The sequence below is a fragment of the Pseudactinotalea sp. Z1748 genome (assembly GCF_049725185.1).
Lineage (GTDB): Bacteria > Actinomycetota > Actinomycetes > Actinomycetales > Beutenbergiaceae > CALKWS01.
The window spans coordinates 96,119-113,526 of record NZ_JBMPQB010000007.1 but is presented as its reverse complement, the minus strand read 5'-3'; the positions used below and the strand labels follow the sequence as shown (position 1 = coordinate 113,526).

At 70.4% G+C, this 17,408-nt stretch carries 15 protein-coding genes; 8 read left to right on the top strand and 7 right to left on the bottom strand.

The genetic code is table 11. The features are described 5' to 3' along the window. Positions 1-47 precede the first annotated feature (47 nt). From ACO0LU_RS15285 to ACO0LU_RS15270, 4 genes are all read left to right on the top strand, one after another. Entirely contained in the window at positions 48-1,595 is a 1,548-nt protein-coding gene (locus tag ACO0LU_RS15285) for a gluconokinase (protein ID WP_424792213.1), read from the top strand. 66 nt (positions 1,596-1,661) lie between these two features. Beyond that, positions 1,662-2,816 (top strand): Gfo/Idh/MocA family protein, encoded by a 1,155-nt coding sequence (locus ACO0LU_RS15280; protein WP_424792212.1) that lies wholly within the window; start codon positions 1,662-1,664, stop codon positions 2,814-2,816. Next, complete coding sequence (locus tag ACO0LU_RS15275) at positions 2,813-3,547, top strand: ThuA domain-containing protein (protein WP_424792211.1); 735 nt, start codon at positions 2,813-2,815, stop codon at positions 3,545-3,547. The genes ACO0LU_RS15280 and ACO0LU_RS15275 overlap by 4 nt, the downstream gene beginning before the upstream one ends. Positions 3,548-3,677: 130 nt before the next feature. Continuing rightward, positions 3,678-4,280, top strand: coding sequence for a hypothetical protein (locus ACO0LU_RS15270; protein WP_424792210.1), 603 nt, complete (start codon positions 3,678-3,680; stop codon positions 4,278-4,280). A gap of 25 nt (positions 4,281-4,305) precedes the next feature. Here ACO0LU_RS15270 and ACO0LU_RS15265 read toward each other — a convergent pair whose 3' ends face one another. Further along, the gene (locus ACO0LU_RS15265; protein WP_424792209.1) at positions 4,306-4,914 is read right to left on the bottom strand and encodes a GNAT family N-acetyltransferase; all 609 of its coding nucleotides are present in this window, start codon (positions 4,912-4,914) and stop codon (positions 4,306-4,308) included. 155 nt (positions 4,915-5,069) lie between these two features. Here ACO0LU_RS15265 and ACO0LU_RS15260 point away from each other — a divergent pair, with 155 nt between their 5' ends. Further along, positions 5,070-6,419, top strand: a complete 1,350-nt coding sequence (locus ACO0LU_RS15260) for an LssY C-terminal domain-containing protein (protein ID WP_424792208.1) — start codon at positions 5,070-5,072, stop codon at positions 6,417-6,419. A 9-nt stretch (positions 6,420-6,428) separates the two neighbouring features. On the opposite strand, the gene ACO0LU_RS15255 is transcribed toward ACO0LU_RS15260, so the two are convergent. Continuing rightward, a complete protein-coding gene (locus ACO0LU_RS15255) occupies positions 6,429-6,998 on the bottom strand; it encodes a dihydrofolate reductase family protein (RefSeq protein ID WP_424792207.1) in 570 nt (189 codons plus the stop codon). Positions 6,999-7,065: 67 nt separating this feature from the next. On the opposite strand from ACO0LU_RS15255, the gene ACO0LU_RS15250 reads away from it, so the two are divergent. Then, on the top strand, positions 7,066-7,611 hold the full coding sequence (locus ACO0LU_RS15250) for a winged helix-turn-helix transcriptional regulator (protein ID WP_424792206.1): 546 nt from the start codon (positions 7,066-7,068) through the stop codon (positions 7,609-7,611). Positions 7,612-7,651: 40 nt separating this feature from the next. Here ACO0LU_RS15250 and ACO0LU_RS15245 read toward each other — a convergent pair whose 3' ends face one another. The 3 genes from ACO0LU_RS15245 to ACO0LU_RS15235 all read right to left on the bottom strand — a co-directional run bounded on the left by ACO0LU_RS15245 (position 7,652) and on the right by ACO0LU_RS15235 (position 12,622). Next, positions 7,652-8,947, bottom strand: a complete 1,296-nt coding sequence (locus tag ACO0LU_RS15245; RefSeq protein WP_424792205.1) for a PP2C family protein-serine/threonine phosphatase — start codon at positions 8,945-8,947, stop codon at positions 7,652-7,654. A 109-nt stretch (positions 8,948-9,056) separates the two neighbouring features. Next, positions 9,057-11,813, bottom strand: coding sequence for a flippase-like domain-containing protein (locus ACO0LU_RS15240; RefSeq protein ID WP_424792204.1), 2,757 nt, complete (start codon positions 11,811-11,813; stop codon positions 9,057-9,059). Positions 11,814-11,854: 41 nt separating this feature from the next. Then, positions 11,855-12,622, bottom strand: a complete 768-nt coding sequence (locus tag ACO0LU_RS15235; protein ID WP_424792203.1) for a CPBP family intramembrane glutamic endopeptidase — start codon at positions 12,620-12,622, stop codon at positions 11,855-11,857. A 168-nt stretch (positions 12,623-12,790) separates the two neighbouring features. Here ACO0LU_RS15235 and glsA point away from each other — a divergent pair, with 168 nt between their 5' ends. Beyond that, positions 12,791-14,062 carry a glutaminase A gene (glsA, locus tag ACO0LU_RS15230; protein WP_424792202.1) on the top strand — a complete coding sequence of 424 codons (1,272 nt, stop codon included), beginning with the start codon at positions 12,791-12,793 and terminating at the stop codon, positions 14,060-14,062. A gap of 30 nt (positions 14,063-14,092) precedes the next feature. Here glsA and ACO0LU_RS15225 read toward each other — a convergent pair whose 3' ends face one another. Next, positions 14,093-14,428 carry a metal-sensitive transcriptional regulator gene (locus tag ACO0LU_RS15225; RefSeq protein ID WP_424792201.1) on the bottom strand — a complete coding sequence of 112 codons (336 nt, stop codon included), beginning with the start codon at positions 14,426-14,428 and terminating at the stop codon, positions 14,093-14,095. Between the two features lie 200 nt (positions 14,429-14,628). Here ACO0LU_RS15225 and ACO0LU_RS15220 point away from each other — a divergent pair, with 200 nt between their 5' ends. Continuing rightward, positions 14,629-15,711 (top strand): DUF2330 domain-containing protein, encoded by a 1,083-nt coding sequence (locus tag ACO0LU_RS15220; RefSeq protein ID WP_424792200.1) that lies wholly within the window; start codon positions 14,629-14,631, stop codon positions 15,709-15,711. Positions 15,712-15,807: 96 nt separating this feature from the next. Here ACO0LU_RS15220 and purB read toward each other — a convergent pair whose 3' ends face one another. After that, a complete protein-coding gene (gene purB / locus ACO0LU_RS15215) occupies positions 15,808-17,241 on the bottom strand; it encodes an adenylosuccinate lyase (RefSeq protein ID WP_424792199.1) in 1,434 nt (477 codons plus the stop codon). Positions 17,242-17,408 lie beyond the last annotated feature (167 nt).

Here is a 17,408-nt window from a genome sequence, read left to right as displayed (position 1 = left end):
CTCTATCGTTGCTTGCGCCGAGGTACATCACCGGATGAGGAGTGATCGTGGATACCAGCGTGGTGGAGGGCACCGTGGACGCGGTTGGTCCCCTGGTCCTGGCCTTCGACGTCGGCTCCTCCGGCACCCGCGGGGGAGTGTTCGACGCCACCGGCACCGAGGTTCCCGGCCTGAGCGGCAAGTCCGGCCACGCCTTCATCGCCGACGCCTCCGGCACCGCGGTGATCGATGCCGATGAGGTGGTCGCCGAGGTCGCCGCGATCACCGATGAGATCCTCGGCGCGCTCCCGGCGGGGCGGGGCGTGGCCGGGGTGGCGATGGACACCTTCTCCTCCTCCCTGGTGGGTGTGGATGCCGACGGCGCCGCGGTCACCCCGTGCTTCACCTACGCCGACACGCGGTGCCATGAGCAGGTGCTGGACCTGCGCCGGGAGCTGGACGAGGAACAGGTTCACCAGCGCACCGGTACCCGGTTGCACACCTCCTACACGCCGGCCCGGCTGCGGTGGCTGGCACAGGACCACCCGCAGATGTTCACCGCCGCCACCCGGTGGCTGACGCTGGGGGAGTACGTCTACCTGCACCTGCTGGGGACCACGGCGGTGGGCAGTGCGGCGGCGTCGTGGTCCGGGATGCTGGACCGCGTGACCGGCACCTGGGACGAGGAGATGCTGGCGGCGGCCCGGATCACCGCTGATCAACTCAGTCCGGTGCACGAGCCGGACGAGCCGATCCGGCCGCTGCCGGGAAGCGCCGCCGCGACCGCCCTGGCCCGGCGCTGGCCGGCGCTGGCGGAGGCGGACTGGTACCCGGTGATCGGGGACGGGCTGGCCGCCAACATCGGAGCCGATGCGGCCACACCCGGTGTGGTGGGGGTATCGGCGGCAACCTCGGGGGCGATGCGCACCATCGTGCCCACCGCGGCCGGGCGGTTACCGAGCGGCCTGTGGTCCTACCGCATCAGCACCGAGCGCACCCTGCTCGGTGGTGCGGTGAGCGATGTGGGCCGGGTGTCCAGCTGGGCCGAGAGCATCCTGCGGGTCGGAGGTCCGACGGCGGATGCCGGTGGACGCCCGGACGGTGCCCTCCTGGATGCGGTGCTGTCCGCCGAACCCGGTGAGGGCACACCGCTGATGCTGCCGTTCCTCAGCGGGGAGCGCTCCACCGGGTGGGCCACCGGGGCCCGGGCGCACATCCTGGACCTGGGCGCGGCCACCACCGCCGATCAGATCTACCGCGGAGCGATGGAGGCCACCGCCCTTTCGCTGGGCCGGATCGCCGAACAGTTGCGCACCGTCACCGGCCCGCCCGCCCGGATCGCCGTGGGCGGTGGGATGGCCAAGGGGCTGCCCGGCTGGCTGCAGATCCTGGCCGACGTGCTGGGCACCGAGGTGGTGCACGTGCGGCACAAGCGCTCCACCCTGCGTGGCACCGCGCTCCTCGCTCTGGAACACCTGGCCCCCGGGGTGGCGCGCAGCCGCGCCCGGACCGGTTCCCGCTACCGGCCCGACCCGGCCCGAGCGGACTACTACGCCCACCGCAAGGCGCGGTTCGAGGTGGCCTACCAGGCGCTCATCGCCGGTCCGGTGGGGTGAACCGGCGGCGCCGTGCGCCGGCGGCTCCCGCGGGGCACGTTCGCTCATCGATGGCAGGATCGGATCATGACGACTGACGACGACGCCCGGGTACCACCGCTGCGGGCAGGTGTGATCGGCCTGGGCTGGGCGGGGCAGCAGCACGTGGCCGCCTACGCCGGGACCCCCGGTGTGGATCTGGTGGCCCTGGCCGCGCAGGAGGAGCACCTGCTCGCCGAGTACGGCGAAGCGCACCAGGTGCCGATCCGCACCACCGACTGGCGGGAACTCCTCGACGCTGACCTGGACGTGCTCAGCATCGCCACCCCCACGTTCCTGCACGCCCCGATGACCATCAGCGCGTTGCAGTCCGGGATCCACGTGTTGTGCGAGAAGCCGATGGCCGAGCATGCCGAGGCGGCCGAGCGGATGGTGCGGGCCGCCGAGCAGGCCGGACGGGTGCTGGACGTCGCGTTCAACCACCGCCAGCGCGGTGAGGTGCAGGCGTTGAAGCAGGTGATCGACTCCGGGGTGCTCGGCCGCATCTACTACGCCAAGACGGGCTGGTTGCGGCGCGCCGGGATCCCGGGACTGGGCACCTGGTTCACCAAGAACGAACGGGCCGGTGGCGGGGCGTTGATGGACATCGGCGTACACATGCTGGACATGACGCTGCACCTGATGGGCGAACCCGAGGTGATCACGGCCTCGGCAGCCACGCACGCCGAGTTCGGGCCGCTGGGGCGGGGTGGTTCCGGCTTCGGGGTGAGCGAACTGGAGGAGGGCACCCCGTTCGAGGTGGAGGACTTGGCCACGGCGTTCCTGCGCCTGGACGGTGGGGCCACGTTGCTGCTGGAATCCAGTTGGGCGCAGTGGATCCCGTATGACCAGTGCTACGTGATGCTCTACGGCTCCGAGGGCGGGGCCAGCATCGAGTGGGGTGGCACTGGGCGCGATCCCTACGAGCGGTTGAACGTGTGGACCGAGGTGTCCGGGGTGCCGGCCGAGCTCGCCCCGCACGTGGGCCCGCACGGACGCCACGCGGCGGCGGTGACCGGCTTCCTGGCCAAGGTCCGCTCCGGGGCGCACCAGCAGTACACCGGCCGGGACGCGCTGCACCGGGCCCGGGTGCTCGATGCCTGCTACGCCTCGGCCGGTACCGGCACCGAAGTGAGGCTGGGTAGCGCCGTGCCCGCAACCGCCGCGGCCTCGAGGACATCGACGATCCAGGAGACCCCATGAGCACACCCACCCCACCCCTTCGCGTCACCGTCTGGGGGGAGAACCGGCACGAACGCACCGACGCCTCGGTGGCGAAGATCTACCCCGACGGCATGCACACCGTCGTGGCCCACGCCATCACCGAGCACGTGGGTGAGGGCGCACAGGTGCGCACCGCCACCCTGGATGAACCCGAGCACGGCTTGAGCGAGGAGGTGCTGGCCGCCACCGACGTGCTCACCTGGTGGGGCCACGCCGCCCACGAGGAGGTCGCCGATGACGTGGTCGAGCGGGTCTACCAGCACGTGCTCTCCGGGATGGGCCTGGTGGCGCTGCACTCGGCCCACCACGCCAAGGTCTTCCGCAAACTCATGGGCACCACCGCCAACCTGCGCTGGCGCAGTGCCGAGGACCAGGAACTGATCTGGACCGTCGACCCCACCCACCCGATCGCCGAGGGCCTGCCCCAGCCGGTGCGGGTACCCGCCGATGAGATGTACGGGGAGTACTTCGATGTGCCCACCCCGGATGAATTGGTGTTCATCTCCAACTTCTCCGGCGGCGAGGTGTTCCGGTCCGGGTGCTGCTGGCGTCGCGGGCACGGCCGGGTGTTCTACTTCCGCTCCGGCGATCAGGAGTACCCGGTGTACTACCAGGACGAGATCCGCCGGATCATCGCCAACGGGGTGGTCTGGGCGCGCCCGCGGGTGACCCGGGAACTACCGGCGGTGTTCCAGGCCGATCGTGCCTGACCGGCACCGCCCGCCGGACCCGAACCGACTGCCCGATACGGGGCGCCCGCCGGACGCGTACAGCCTGCCCGGCCCTGATGGCCCACCGGATCCGGTACCGAGGATCCCCGCCTACTCCGGCCCTGGCCACGTGGACCCGGCGCGGCTGGCTCCGTTCGACGGTGTGCTGCGCCCGCACCGGGGGCACCTGCTGACCGGCCTGCTCGCGGTGGCGGGCGCGACGGTGCTGGCCGTGTTTCTCCCTCTGGGCGGATTGGGCATCGTGATGAGCGTCGTCCTCGGCATCAGCGCAGGCGTTGGGGTGGTCCTGGTCGCGCTGTCCTGGCGGCGGGTCCGGTTCGAGGTGCACGGCCAGGAGGTGCACTACCACCCAGCACTGGGCCGGATGCGACGGTTCGGCCCCTCGAACGTTGCCGAGGTGGTCCACCTCAACCTCCGCTCGCCCGGGAGCAAGGCCTCCGAGTGGACCACCCTGCTGGCCGACCACGACGGCCGGCGGCGACTGAGCGTGGGCACCCCGTTGTGGCCACCGGCCCACCTGGCGCCGGTCCTGGACCCGCTGGTGAGCGCTGGTGCCACCCTCACGGTGGTCGAGGAGCCGACGCGGGTGGCCGACCTGCGGCCCCGTTACGCCGCCATGCTGCCCTGGTCCCGGCGTCACCCCGGTGCCGTCGTCGCGATCCTGCTCATCGTCGTCCTGGTCCTCATGGTGATCTCCTCCATCGTGGGATGAGATCGTTTGGGCGGACCGAGCGCGGTCAGGTCCCGGCGGCGGTAGGCCAGGCGCTGCGCCGCTGCTCCCACTCCTCGCGCAGGAGTCCCATGACCACCGAATCGTGCACGCCACCGGCCCACCGGCGGGCACGGCGGAACCGTGCCTCCTCGACGAAACCCAGGGTAAGGCCGATGGCGATCATGCCGGGGTTGCCCGAGTAGGTGGCGAAATCCAACCGGAGCGCGTCGGTGCTGCCGAACAGGTAGGAGGTCCACAGCGCCATCGCCTCGGTGCCCAGACCCCGGCCCCAGTACGCCTCGTCCTGGAGGACGACGCCCATCCGGCGCCAGTCGGTCTCCTGTGACTCCCAGTACCAGGTCACCGCTCCGATGAGCACCCCGCCGGCCTCGATGGCCAACATGGTGCGCGGGGTGGGCAGGCCGGTGCCCGGGGTTGCGGCCAGGGCGGAGAACCGGCGCAGTTCCTCCTGGGTTTGTGCCGCCGTCGGGGTGCCGAAGTAGGGGCCGTTCGTGGTGTGCCAGGGCCGGGCGGGATCGAGCAGGTCCGCCAGCCGGGGCAGATCTGCGGGCCGCCAATCCCGCAACTGCAGGCGTGGGCCCTGGATCGGGGGTGTGGGTGAGGCTGCGGGCACAGGGTTGAGGCTAGATCAGCCGGGTGGCACCCATCCAGGGGATCGCGGTGGAGTGCCGCACCGCACGGGTGTTCCGCTGCCGGTGGTGACCGGACCGGTGGCCCGTCGCCCCGGCCGGGCGGGTGGCCCCACGCCCGGCCGGGTAGCGTAACCACATGCCCAGGACCCTGACCGAAGCGGCCCACGATGTGGTCGCCGAGGTCCAGCGGAATCCGGTCCGCGCCCTGGACGGGTTCTTCTTCTTCCTGGCGGCCGTCGCGGCGGCGTGGCTGGCGTTCCTGCTCCTGCACCAGTTCATCACCGACGGGTGGCGCCACCTGTGGACGTTCATCCCGTTCTGGCTGCTCATCACCTACTTCCTGTTGCCCCGGGTACACCGGCTGCTGACCCGGTTGTACGTGCCGGACTACTTCATCGGCCGCTCCCGCACCCGGGAGGGTCTGCTGGGGGACCCGATCAACGTCGGTCTGCGCGGCACCGAGGAGCAGATCCACCAGGCGATGATCAACGCCGGCTGGCACCGCGCGGATGAGTTGAACCTGCGCAGCGGCCTGGGCATCGTCACGGCGACGCTGCTGCGCCGCTCCTACCCCGACGCACCGGTGAGCCCGCTGTACCTGTTCGGGCGCCGGATGGCCTTCACCTACCAGCAGGAGGTGGAGGGCAACCCGAAGAAGCGTCACCACGTTCGGTTCTGGCCCTGCCCGCCGGGATGGCGCCTGCCCGGCGGACGCAAGGTGGACTGGCTGGCCGCCGGCACCTATGACACCGCGGTCGGCCTGAACTGGTTCACGCTGCAGGTCACCCACCGCATCGACGCCGAGGTGGACGCCGAACGCGACCACATCCTGGCCACCCTGACCGCCCCGGAGGCGGGTAACGCCGGGGTCGGCGTGCGCTGGCTGCGCAACTTCTCCTCCGGGTACCACCACCGCAACGGGGGTGGGGACCGGATCCGCACCGACGGGGACCTGCCGATCGTGGATCTGCGCGACAGTGCGGACCCGAGCCCGCAGATGCGGGCTCGTATCGCCGCCGAGCAGAAGGAGGCGATGTCTCCGCGTGCGGTGCCGCTGACGGTCGCGTTCGTCCTGGCCACGATCGCGGCGCGGGTGGCGGTCGGGGTGTGGTCACTGGTGCAGGCGATGCGGACCGGCGAGGCCGAGGTGATCTACCAGGACGTCCTCGCCCCGCTGCTGCCGTGGGACTGGACGGCCCGTAACGTGCTCTGGCTGGTGGGAGCCTTCCTGCTGGCTTACCTGGTGCTGGGAGTCCTCGTGGCGCTGCGGCACAACTGGGCGCGCATCGTGGTGCTGGTGATGAGCGCGGCCAGCGTGATCGGTTGGGCCGCGCTGTGGCTGACCGGTGCCCCCGAGCAGGCGCTCGCACTGAACCTGTTCGGGAATGCCGTGGAGATCCTGGTGCTGATCACCCTGTCCGGCAGCACCGCCCGGGTCTACACCCTGGGTTCGCGGCGCAGGCAAGGTGAACCGGCGCTCACCTGAGCACCCGCGTCAGCGCGAACCGTTGCCGACGGCGTAGCGCAACCGGACCACCCCGTTGCCGAACCGGTGCTGCTCCAGGAGCCGTAGGTCCAGCCGCTGACGGGGTAGGAAGGCCAGACCACCACCGAGGCTGACCGGGCAGATGTACATGGCGATCTCATCGACCAGGCCGTGCTCCAGCCCCGCCGAAGCCAGGGTGGGCCCGTCGATGCTCAGGTCCGCCGAACTGGTCTCCTTCAGTGTCCGCACCTGCTCGGGGTCGAAGATGCCGTGCACCCGGGTCCGTTCGGTGACCGGCTGGGTCAGCGTGGTGGAGTAGACGACCTTGTCCGCCTGTTGCCAGAGGCGGGCGAAGTCCTCCGACGCCGGCGAGTCCGCGGTGAGGGAGGGGTCACTCTCCCAGACCGCCATCAACTCGTACATGCGCCGTCCGTACAGGTAGGTGCCGAGCCGGGCGATGTCGTCGTTGAGGGCGGCCAGCACCTCCTCATCGGGCTGGGCCCACGAACCGAAGTCGCCCTCGGCGTCGGCGACGTAGCCGTCCAGGGAGGTGATCATCGAGTAGATCAGTCGCGCCATCGGTAGGCCTCCAAGCGAGTGCTGATTGCGACATGCAACCGGTGGGAAGTTATCGTAATCTGGTTGCGTGACGCAATCGGAAACCGGGACCGGCGACGTGCTTCCCGTGCCCGCCGGCCGCTCCGGCTGCCCGATCAACATGACCACAGAACTGCTGGGCGACAAATGGTCGATGGTGGTGCTGCGCGACATCATCTTCAGCGGCAACCGCCGGTTCCGGGAGTTGCTGACCAAATCGGTGGAGGGCATCGCCTCGAACATCCTGGCCGCGCGCCTGAGTAAACTCACCGAGGCCGGCCTGCTCACCCGGCACGATGACCCGAGCCATCGGCAGAAGGTGGACTACCGCCTCACCGAGGCCGCGATCCAGTTGGTCCCGCTGATCGCCCACATGGGGGCCTGGGGCGCGCGCTGGCTGCCCACCACCCCGGAGTTGTCCATCCGCGCGCAGTTGCTCGCCGAGGGCGGCCCCCCGATGTGGGAGCGCTTCATGGACGAATTACGCGGTTCCCATCTGCACGGAACAGCGATGCCCGACGACGGCGTACTGGCGGAGTTGACCCGTGCCCATGCCAGGGTGCGGGCGGCTTCGGATGGGTCGGGCGGCACCTGAGCCCGGCCGGCGCGAAGGGCCCCGGGGCACCCGAGCCGGCTCAACCGAACAGGAAGTAGGCCAGCAGCACCAGAACCGCCAGGCTGAATATCCCGGACAGAACCCCGGGCAGCACCGACGGCTTCGTCGGCGCAGCGTCCTGCGGGGAGTGAGCCTCTCGGGGGGCGGTGTCGCCGGAGGTGGTGCCGACGGCGTTCGCGGTCTCACTGCTGCCCCGCCCCGCAGCGCTGTTGGAGGCAGCGATGCCGGGTTGCTCGGCACTGGATACGCCGTCCCCGGTAACGTCGACAGCGGCCGGCGCGCTCCCGGCCGGGTCGGGAGCGTCATCGTCGGGCGTCCCGGCGGCACCGGTGCTGTCGGCGCTACCCACGGCCGAACTGTCGGTGCCGCGAGCAGTTCCCACCGGAGCGGATTCGCGCAGCAGAGCCGATCCGCGCCACGGCTCGTGGGGGTCCAGTTCGAAGCCGGGTAGTGCCGCGGCGAGGGCGTCGGCAGCCTCCTGGGACAGGCGGATCCCGTCCACCACCGCACCGAAGTGGCCGGGCTCGGTCAGCGGCACCGCGACCACGCCGGCGTTGGCGTCCTCGTCCGCACGATCGTCGGTGCGGCCGGGTGCCGCCCCGGAGTCCACGTCGGCCACCACCACGGTGACATTGTCCCGGGTGGAGGCGCGCAGCGCGGCGTCGATGAGCGCCTCCACCGCCTCGCTGCGCGCCTCGGTGGCCAGGGCCCGGCCGATCTGTTCGGCGGAGAGATAGTCCGAGAGCCCGTCGCTGCACAGCAGCAGCCGGTCCCCGGGTTCCAGGCTTACCTCGATCAGGTCCAGGTCCGGACCGGGGCAGTGGTCGTCGAGCGACTTCAACAGCATCGCCCGGTAGGGGTGGGTGCGGGCCTTGTCCGGGCTCAGTTGACCCTGCTCGACCAGTCGCTGCACATGGGTGTGATCGGTGGTGATCTGGTACATCGAGCCATCGCGGAGCACGTACATCCGCGAGTCGCCGATGTGGCCGATCAGCACCCTGGATCCATCGGTGACCACCGTGATCAGGGTGGTGCCCAGCGACTCCAGCACCGGGTCTGCGTCGGACATCGCCACCAGTGCCCGGCGAGCCCGGCGGCCGGCCTCGAGCAGCGCGGTGTCCAGGTCCGCTCCCGGGCCGTGGTCCACCTCACTGAACACGCGCACCGCCAGCACCGAGGCGATCTCACCGGCGGCGTGCCCGCCCATCCCGTCGGCGAGGATCAGCAACTGGTCGGAGACGACGGCGGAGTCCTCGTTGTTCATCCGCACGGTGCCCAGGTGGGTGCCGGCCGCAGCACGGAACCTCACCGTCATGTGCACCGCCTCGCCGGTCGTGTCGGTCCGCCTTCACCGGCGGATCGCCATTGCGTGACCACCCTATCGTTGCCGCGGGCCCGGTGCGTGCAGCGCAGGTCACTCACGCTTACAGATCCTCCTTGCGCTGCAGGTACCGCCAGGCCGCCCAGCCCAGCGGAACCCGCAGCCAGAAGGTGAGCACCCGGAACAGCACCGCGGCCGAAGCGGCCGCCGCTGTGGCCAGGCCCACCGTGCGCAGACCGGCGGACAGGGCCAACTCCACCGTCCCCATCCCGCCCGGGGTGGGGGCGGCCGAACCGATCGTGTTCCCGGTCAGGTACACGATCGTCAAGGTGGTGATCGGAACCGACTGGCCCAGCGCGACCAGGGTGGCCATGAACGCAGCCAGGAAGCCTGCAGTGACCAGGAGTCCGCCCGCCAAGCCCAGCACCAGCCGCTGCGGCTGCCCGATCACCCACACCAGCCGGGGCCAGATCTGCCGCCAGGTGGGAAGCGCCCGGCGTGCCAACCATGCCCTGACCCGCGGCACCAGCAGCACGATCCCGGCTACTGCGGCCACCACGACCAGGGTGATCACCACCACCAGGGAGGGCAGTTGCCGCAGCGGTCCGGCGGTGCCCAGGGCCAGGGCCAGGACCACCAGCAGTAGCACTGTGGTGACGAACTGGGCCAACTGCACCAGCCCCACCGTGGCCAGGGCCAACGAGGTACGAACCCCGCGGCGCTGCATGAACCTCACGCTCAGCGCAGCCGGACCCAGACCGGCCGGCGTGACCAAGGTCAGCACCGAGGCGGCCACCTGGACCAGGATGGTGCGCCACAGGCCCAGTCGCTCCGGGCAGAACGCCACCAGCGCCAGCGCGCCACCCAGGTAACTGACCAGGCCCAGGCCGAACGCGATGAGCATCCACGCCGGGTTGGCCCCGGCCACCACCTCGCGGACCTGGTCGAAGTTCAGGGTGGTCACCAGGATCCACAGCGCCACCACCAGGACGGTGAGCGTCACCACGGTGCGGGCCGAGAAGCGGTTCAGCCGGATCGGTTCGGCCCCCGCCCCCTCGGGCAGGTAGGACAGCAGCGCAGCGCGTAGGGCGTCCATGGTGGGCTTGTCCGAACGCGCAGCGGTGCGGGTGATCGGCGGGAAGGCCACCGGCTGCAGCAACGGGGCCAGTTCGGCCAGTTCCTCGGCGCTCAGCACCTGTCGCGCACCCTCGATGGCGGTGGAGACGTCGGTGTGCAGGGCGAACGCGGTGAGCAACTGGGCCCGGTCCACCCGCTGGGCCAGTGCAGAGGCAGCGATCTCGCCCTGCTCCCACCCGGTCAGCCACACCTGAGAGGCATCATCCTCGCTGGTCCCGATCAGCACGGTCTCCACCGAGAGGTTGCGGTGGGCGATCCCGGCTTGGTGGGCCGTGGCCAGCTGCTCCCAGGCGCGCGCCATCTCCTCCAAGGTGAGGGAGCCGGGGGGCAGGTCGTGGACGCTGCGGGCACCGCTGACGTGCTCACCCACCAGCAGCGTGGATTCCGCGGCCTTGGCGATACCGCGCAGGTTCGGACTCCGCACGCCGGCGGCGGTCGCGGCGTAGTGCATCAACGCGGCGCGCTCGGTGGCCTGGCGCAGCGAGACCGCGGTACGCCGCGCCAGCCCGCGCAGGCGCAGGGCGGTCCAGACCGAGGCGAGCATGCCGATCACCTGGCGGTCGTCGTCGAGCACCACCACGTCCCATCGGGTGCCGTCCACCGCGATGACGGCGTAAACCCGGTTGCGCCCATCCCGTTCGGTGGCCACCGTCGCCGCCGCCGGAACCGGCTGTCCGGCACGGAACCGCGACAGCATGCGGGCGCGCTGACTGCGGCCCGGTGGCACCTCCCCGGGCGTGGCGGGGTCCACGCGGACGGAAGCCTGCGCGCGCACCGGGCTGGCCACCGACCGGCCCCTGTCGTCGATCATCACGGTCTGAGGCTGCAGGTCGGGATGCTGCGCGTTGTCCCCGAGCCGTACCAGCGCCAGCGGCTCGATCCCGGTGCGCCGAACTCCCTGCACCAGGTCGGCGCCATGGGCGCGATCGCTGCGTACCCCGGATCCGTACCGCATGGCCATGCCGGCGATCCGGCCCAGCAGAACCGTGACGATCGCCCCGACCAGGGTGGTGTCACCGGTGATCACCGAGATACCCAGGGCGATCCACAGCAGGTTCCACGAGAGGCCCACCACGGGCAACCGCCCGCGGCGCCCGACGGCGGTGAGCAGCCCGGCCAGGGCCGTCACCGTGGGCGTGATGGTGATGATCCACTCCCCGCCACGCCAGCGCAGTAGCGCCCGGGCCGCCTCGGTGCCGGCCGCGAACTCATTGACCGCCCACATGGCCGCGATCGCCAGCAGGTAGGCGACCGCCGAGGCCACCACGGCCTCACCGACGCCCCGCAGGTCGCGGCGCAGCACCTGGGTCACGATCACCATCACTGGCAGCACCAGGATCAGGAAACCCTCGATCACCGTGACCGGGACCAGCAACAGGCTACGGACCGTCTGGGCCAGGGCGGACTGGACGTCCTGGGTGACACCGGCGGTGGTGGAGTGTGCGTAGACCGACAGGATGAGGACCACGGCGATGCCGATCGCGGAGGCGATCAGGTGCAGCAGGTCCGCCGGTCGGCGCACCCGCTGGCTGGGCAGGTCCAGTACCTGCACAGTACGCGGGCCCTCGCCGGGTGGCTGCTCGCCGGGCTCACCGGCGAACTCGCGGTGCTCGGGCTGTTCATCCGGCTCCGTCGAGGCAGCCTCCGCCGTCAGGCTCGCCGCCTTCGCGGGGCGAAAGCCCCCCCGGGCTTCGACAGGCCCGGGCCGGCGGGGTGAACTCATGGTGTCGATAGTAGGAGGTGGGTCTATCGCATTGTGGCTGCTCAGCCCACACCCAGGGTGTCCAGCCATTGTGCGGGTAGGTAGGCATACCCCACGAAGGCCACCACATCCAGCAGGGTGTGGGCGATCACCAGCGGCATCACCCGTCGCCTGCGCAGGTAGAACCAGGTGAAGATCAGGCCCATGATCGCGTTGCCCACGAACGGGCCCCAGCCCTGATACAGGTGGTATCCGGCCCGGATCAATGCCGAGGTGACCAGCACCGCCCAGACCCGCCAGCCCAGTTCCTCCAGCCGCTCCACGAGGTAACCCACCACCAGCACCTCCTCCAGCAGACCGTTCTTGAGCGCGGCGAGGATGAGCACCGGGATGGTCCACCAGTACTCCGCCAGGGCCGAGGCCTGCACGGCCACCGTGACACCCAGCGCCCGCCCGGCAACGTACAGGCCCAGGCCGGGGATGCCGATGAGTGCGCCCAGGCCGAGACCCCAGGCCATGTCCTTACCCGGTTCGCGCAGGTCGAGTCCGATGCGGTGGACCGCGCTACGCCCGTGGGCGCTGAGCAGGTACAGGGCCAGCGCGACGGGTACCAGGGCGAAGGTCAGGGAGAGCATCTGGTAGGTCAGGTCCAGATACGGCCGCACCGACTGGGAGGGGTTCAGCGTGGCGGTCTGCTCCCCCAGCGGCCCACGGCTCACCCGGTCGATGATGTTGACCGCCGCGTATACCGCCGAGCGTCCCAGCGACAGGCCCATCACGATCCACACCTCGAGGCCGAGCCGGCGCCGCTGGGTGACTGGTGTGCTCATGGGGTCGTTATAGCGCATCGATCATAGGGGCACGTGCGCGAGCGGCGGCTCCGCCGTGATCGCAATGCGGGGCGCCCGGGTTTCGGGTTCGGGTGCTCGGCGCCCGGACCTGCTGGGGGCGCCGGTGCGTGCGACGATGGCGGGATGAAATCGCCGGTATCAGATTACTTGGACGAGGTCCTGAACGAGTGTGCCGATATCGCCGTCGGGCACGTGGCCGACTACATCCCGCAACTGTCGGAAGTGGATCCGTCGCTGTATGCGTTGGCGGTGTGCACGGTGGACGGGCATCTCTACCACGTGGGCGACGCCGGGACGGAGTTCACGATGCAGTCGATCGCCAAGCCGTTCACCTATGCGTTGGCGTTGCACGACCAGGGCTTGGAGGGGGTCCTGGAGAAGGTGGACGTGGAGCCGAGCGGGGAGGCCTACAACGAGATCTCCCTGGAGCCGGACTCCGGCCGCCCCCGCAACCCGATGATCAATGCCGGAGCGCTGGCCACCTACGCGCTGGTGCACGGCTCCGATGCTCAGCACCGCCGGCAGCGGGTCCTGGACTTCTACGGCGCCGTGGCCGGACGGGACCTGGAACTGAACAGGGACGTGCTGGACTCCGAACTGGAGACCGCCTTCCGCAACCGGGCCATCGCCTACCTGCTGCGCAATGCCGAGATCATCGGTGGCGACCCCGATGAGGCGGTCGACGGCTACAGCGCCCAGTGCTCGGTCTCGGTGACCGTGGACGATCTGGCGGTGATGGCCGCGACCCTGGCCAACGGGGGGGTGAACCCCGTGACGCACGCACACGTGGTCGAACCCGGGGCGGTGCGCCAGACGCTGAGCGTGATGCTCACCTGCGGCATGTACGACTCCGCCGGCGACTGGGTCACCTCGGTGGGCATCCCGGCCAAGAGCGGGGTCTCGGGGGCGATCCTGGGCGTACTACCGGGCCAGGTGGGCATCGCGGTGTACTCCCCGCCGCTGGACAAGCACGGGAACAGCGTGCGCGGCGTGGTCACCTTCGAACGACTCTCCGCGGACATGGGGCTGCACATCATGTCCGGACCCAAGGCCACCTCGGGGGTGATGTCGGAGGCCTACGTGGCCGACCTCGCCGATGTGGCGGGTCAGGTGAGCGTGTATGAGATCCAGGGCGACATCCGCTTTGCCGGGGCGGAACTGATCGCGCGGGAGTTCATCGACAACCCGCCGCAGACGTCCCGGGTGATGATCGACGTGTCCCGGGCCGGGGGGTTCGACGACGTCGCACGCCGGATCGTTCGGGAGGTGCTGCGGCGCCTGATGAGCCAGCAGGACCGGGAGGTGTACCTGGTGGACCCGGATGAGTACCTGGGCGCCTACTCCGAGGAGGAGGAACCGGGGGATGGTGCAGACGTGCCGGAGATGTTGGCGGTGGCCGGCGATCTGATCAACGAGTAAACCTCCGGCGATACCGCACGGACGGATCCCTCAGGACCGCACCATGCGGGCGATCGCGGCGGTGGCCTCAGCCACCTTCTCCCTGCCCTCTTCGGGGGATGAGCGTGCGGCGTCGACCACGCAGTGCTCCATGTGGTCCTCCAGCAGGCCCAGACCCACCGCCTGCAGCGCCTTGGTCACCGCGGAGATCTGGGTCAGCACGTCGATGCAGTACGTGTCGGACTCCACCATCCGGGCGATCCCGCGGACCTGGCCCTCGACCCGGCGCAACCGCCTGAGGTAGGCGTCCTTCTGCGCGTCATACCCGTGCGGGGCCGTGGGTTCGGCTGCGGCGCCTGCGTTCGAGGTCTCGACAGTGTGAGTCATAGCGCACATCCCTCCAGGTCAGCGCAATGCATATACCCCCATAGGGTACCACGCGTGATCCTCGCCACGCCTCCGGCTACGGAAAGGTCACGATCGGTCCACCGGCGGTCTCAATCCGGTATCAGGCCGCGCCGTCCTCGCGGAATGCGCTTAACGTACCGTGCATGTGCCCACCGCTGACGCCGCTACGACGAGTCGTCGTGGCGACCCTCGTCACGATGCTGCTGGCGGCGCTGCTGGTCCTGGTGCCGGGTGCAGCGCGGGCATGTGCGTGCGGGGCGTTCGTGAGCGCCGAGGACGCCGAGGTGCAGGTGCAGCGCGAGGTCGCCGCGATCAGTTGGGACGGCCAGACCGAACGGATCGTGCTGTCGCTGTCGGCGCTGTCGAACTCGGGTGAAGCCGCGCTGCTGGTGCCAACCCCGGCCCCCGCGCAGGTGGCACTGGCCGAGGAAGGGCTCTTCGAGGCGCTGGAGGAGGTCATCGCCCCGGAGGTAGAGGTGAGTTACTACTGGTGGCCGCGCTCGGATGAGGGCGATGGCAGTCCGACGTCCGGCTCCGACGTGGCGGTGCTGGAGCAGGTGGATCTGGGCCCGGTGGAGGCCAGCGTGCTCAGTGCCTCCGATCCCGACGAACTGGCCCGGTGGCTGGCCGAGCACGAGTACGTCATGGACGACGCTCTCGCCGCCGCGGTGGCACCGTACGTGAGTGAAGGCTGGTACTACGTGGCGGTGCGGATGACGGCGGATCAGAGCCTCTCCGGGCAACTGCCTCCGCTGGACATCACCTTCGACTCCTCCTCGGTGGTCTATCCGATGCGGATGTCCGCCGCAGCAACCACCCCCCAGCACGTGCGCACCTACCTCTTCGCCGACCAGCGCATGACACGCGCCGATGCCAGCGCCCAGAGCACCACCGTGAACCTGCGCTACGCCGGCTCCCCGGAACCGGCCGCTGTGACCAACGGCACCCTGTCCGAACTGCTTGAGGCCGGACCGTACCTGACCGTGGTGGACCAGTCGTTCTACGCCCCGGGCGCGCAGGTGGTTTCCGACTTCGTGTTCGAGCGCTCCAGCAACGGGGGCGACCACCGGGAGGTGGTGGTCGAGGAGCGGCTGCTGCTCATCGCCGGGCTGCCCGCCGGGCCCCTCGCCCTCGGTGCCGGGCTGGTCGTGCTGGTTGTGGGGGCCCTGGGCTTGGTGTGGTGGCGACGACGCTCCGCCGGCCCCGCCCCGCAGCGGGCACCGAACTGCGCTACCGAGACCCCCGCCCCCGTCGAGACCTGACCGGCGGCCCCGCCTGGTCCTGCTGGGTCCGCCTGGCCCTGCCGGCCCGTGCGGAGCAACTGAGCGCCCACTCCAGGGGTGCGACCAACGGCGCACTCATTCCAGGTGCGCGACCAACTGCGCGGCCAGGCCGGTGTAGGTGGCGGGGGTGAGGTCCAGCAACCGGGCCTCCACCTCTTCGGGCAGACCGAGATCGGCGATGAAGGCCCGCATCGCCGCGCCGTCCACCCGCCGCCCCCGCGTCAGGTCCTTCAGGCGCTCGTACGGGTCGGCCATGCCCTGGGCACCGGCCACCGAGGCAGCCCGCATCGCCGACTGCACCGCCTCGCCGAGCACCTCCCAGTTGCCGTTCAGGTCCTGCACCATCGCCTCGGCGGACACGTCCAGCCCGGCCAACCCGCGGCGCACGTTATCCAGCGCGAGCATCGAGTGCCCCAGCCCCACCCCGATGTTGCGCTGGGTGGTGGAGTCGGTCAGGTCTCGCTGCAGGCGCGAGGTGACCAGGGTCGCGGACAGGGTGTCCAGCAGCGCACAGGAGATCTCCAGGTTCGCTTCGGCGTTCTCGAACCGTATCGGGTTGACCTTGTGCGGCATCGTGGAGGATCCGGTGGAACCCTGGGCGGAGAGGCGTTGGGTGAAGTAGCCCAGCGAGATGTAGGTCCACACGTCGGTGGCCAGGTTGTGCAGCACCCGGTTGAACCGCGCGATGTCGCCATAGAGTTCGGCCTGCCAGTCGTGGCTCTCGATCTGAGTCGTCAGCGGGTTCCAGGTCAGGCCCAGGTGCTCCACGAACATCTTGGCCACCCGCTCCCAGTCCGTCTGGGGCACCGAGATCACGTGAGCGCCGTAGGTGCCGGTGGCGCCGTTGATCTTGCCCAGGTACTGGGCGGAGTCCACGCGGCTCAATTGGCGGCGTAGCCGGTGGGTCAGCACGGCCAGCTCCTTCCCGAGGGTCACCGGGGTGGCGGCCTGGCCATGGGTACGGGCCAGCATGGGCACGTTGGCATGCTCGCGGGCCATCTGCGCGAGGTCGTCGGTCACTTGGCGCGCGGCGGGCAGCCACACCGCACTGATCGCGCTGCGCACGGTGAGGGCGTAGGCGAGGTTGTTGATGTCCTCGCTGGTGCAGAAGATGTGCACGATCTCGCTGGTGTCCGGGAGTACCGTCTCCGGTCCGAGGTGCTCCGGGGAGGCGGCCAGGCGCCGCTTGAGGAAGTACTCCACAGCCTTGACGTCGTGACGGGTCTCGGCCTCGATACCGGCCAGTTCGGAAACCTCGGCAGCGCCGAAGCCGGCGGGGATGGCCCGCAGGTAGTCCACCTCCGCCGCACTCAGGTGCGGTGCCCCCGGTAGTGCACCGACGGCGCCCAGGTGGATCAACCACTCCACCTCCACGTGCACCCTGGCCCGGTTCAGCGCCGCCTCGGACAGGTGGTCCACCAGGGGAGCGGCGGCGGCGCGGTAGCGTCCGTCCAGGGGCCCGAGGGCGATCGAGGGTTCCAGGTCGGCCAGTCGCACGGAGAAGTCCATGGACACATCTTCCCAGAGGGGGTGCACGGCGGTGCAACGGCGTGGCGAAGCCGACCACATGGGTCGGCCGACCGGGAGAATGCCGGGGGCGCGGGCGGCTGGCGCCGGTGGTCGGTGCGTGCCGTCGACGGTGCCCGCCCCGGCGTGGAGGACCGATGCTTGGTGCG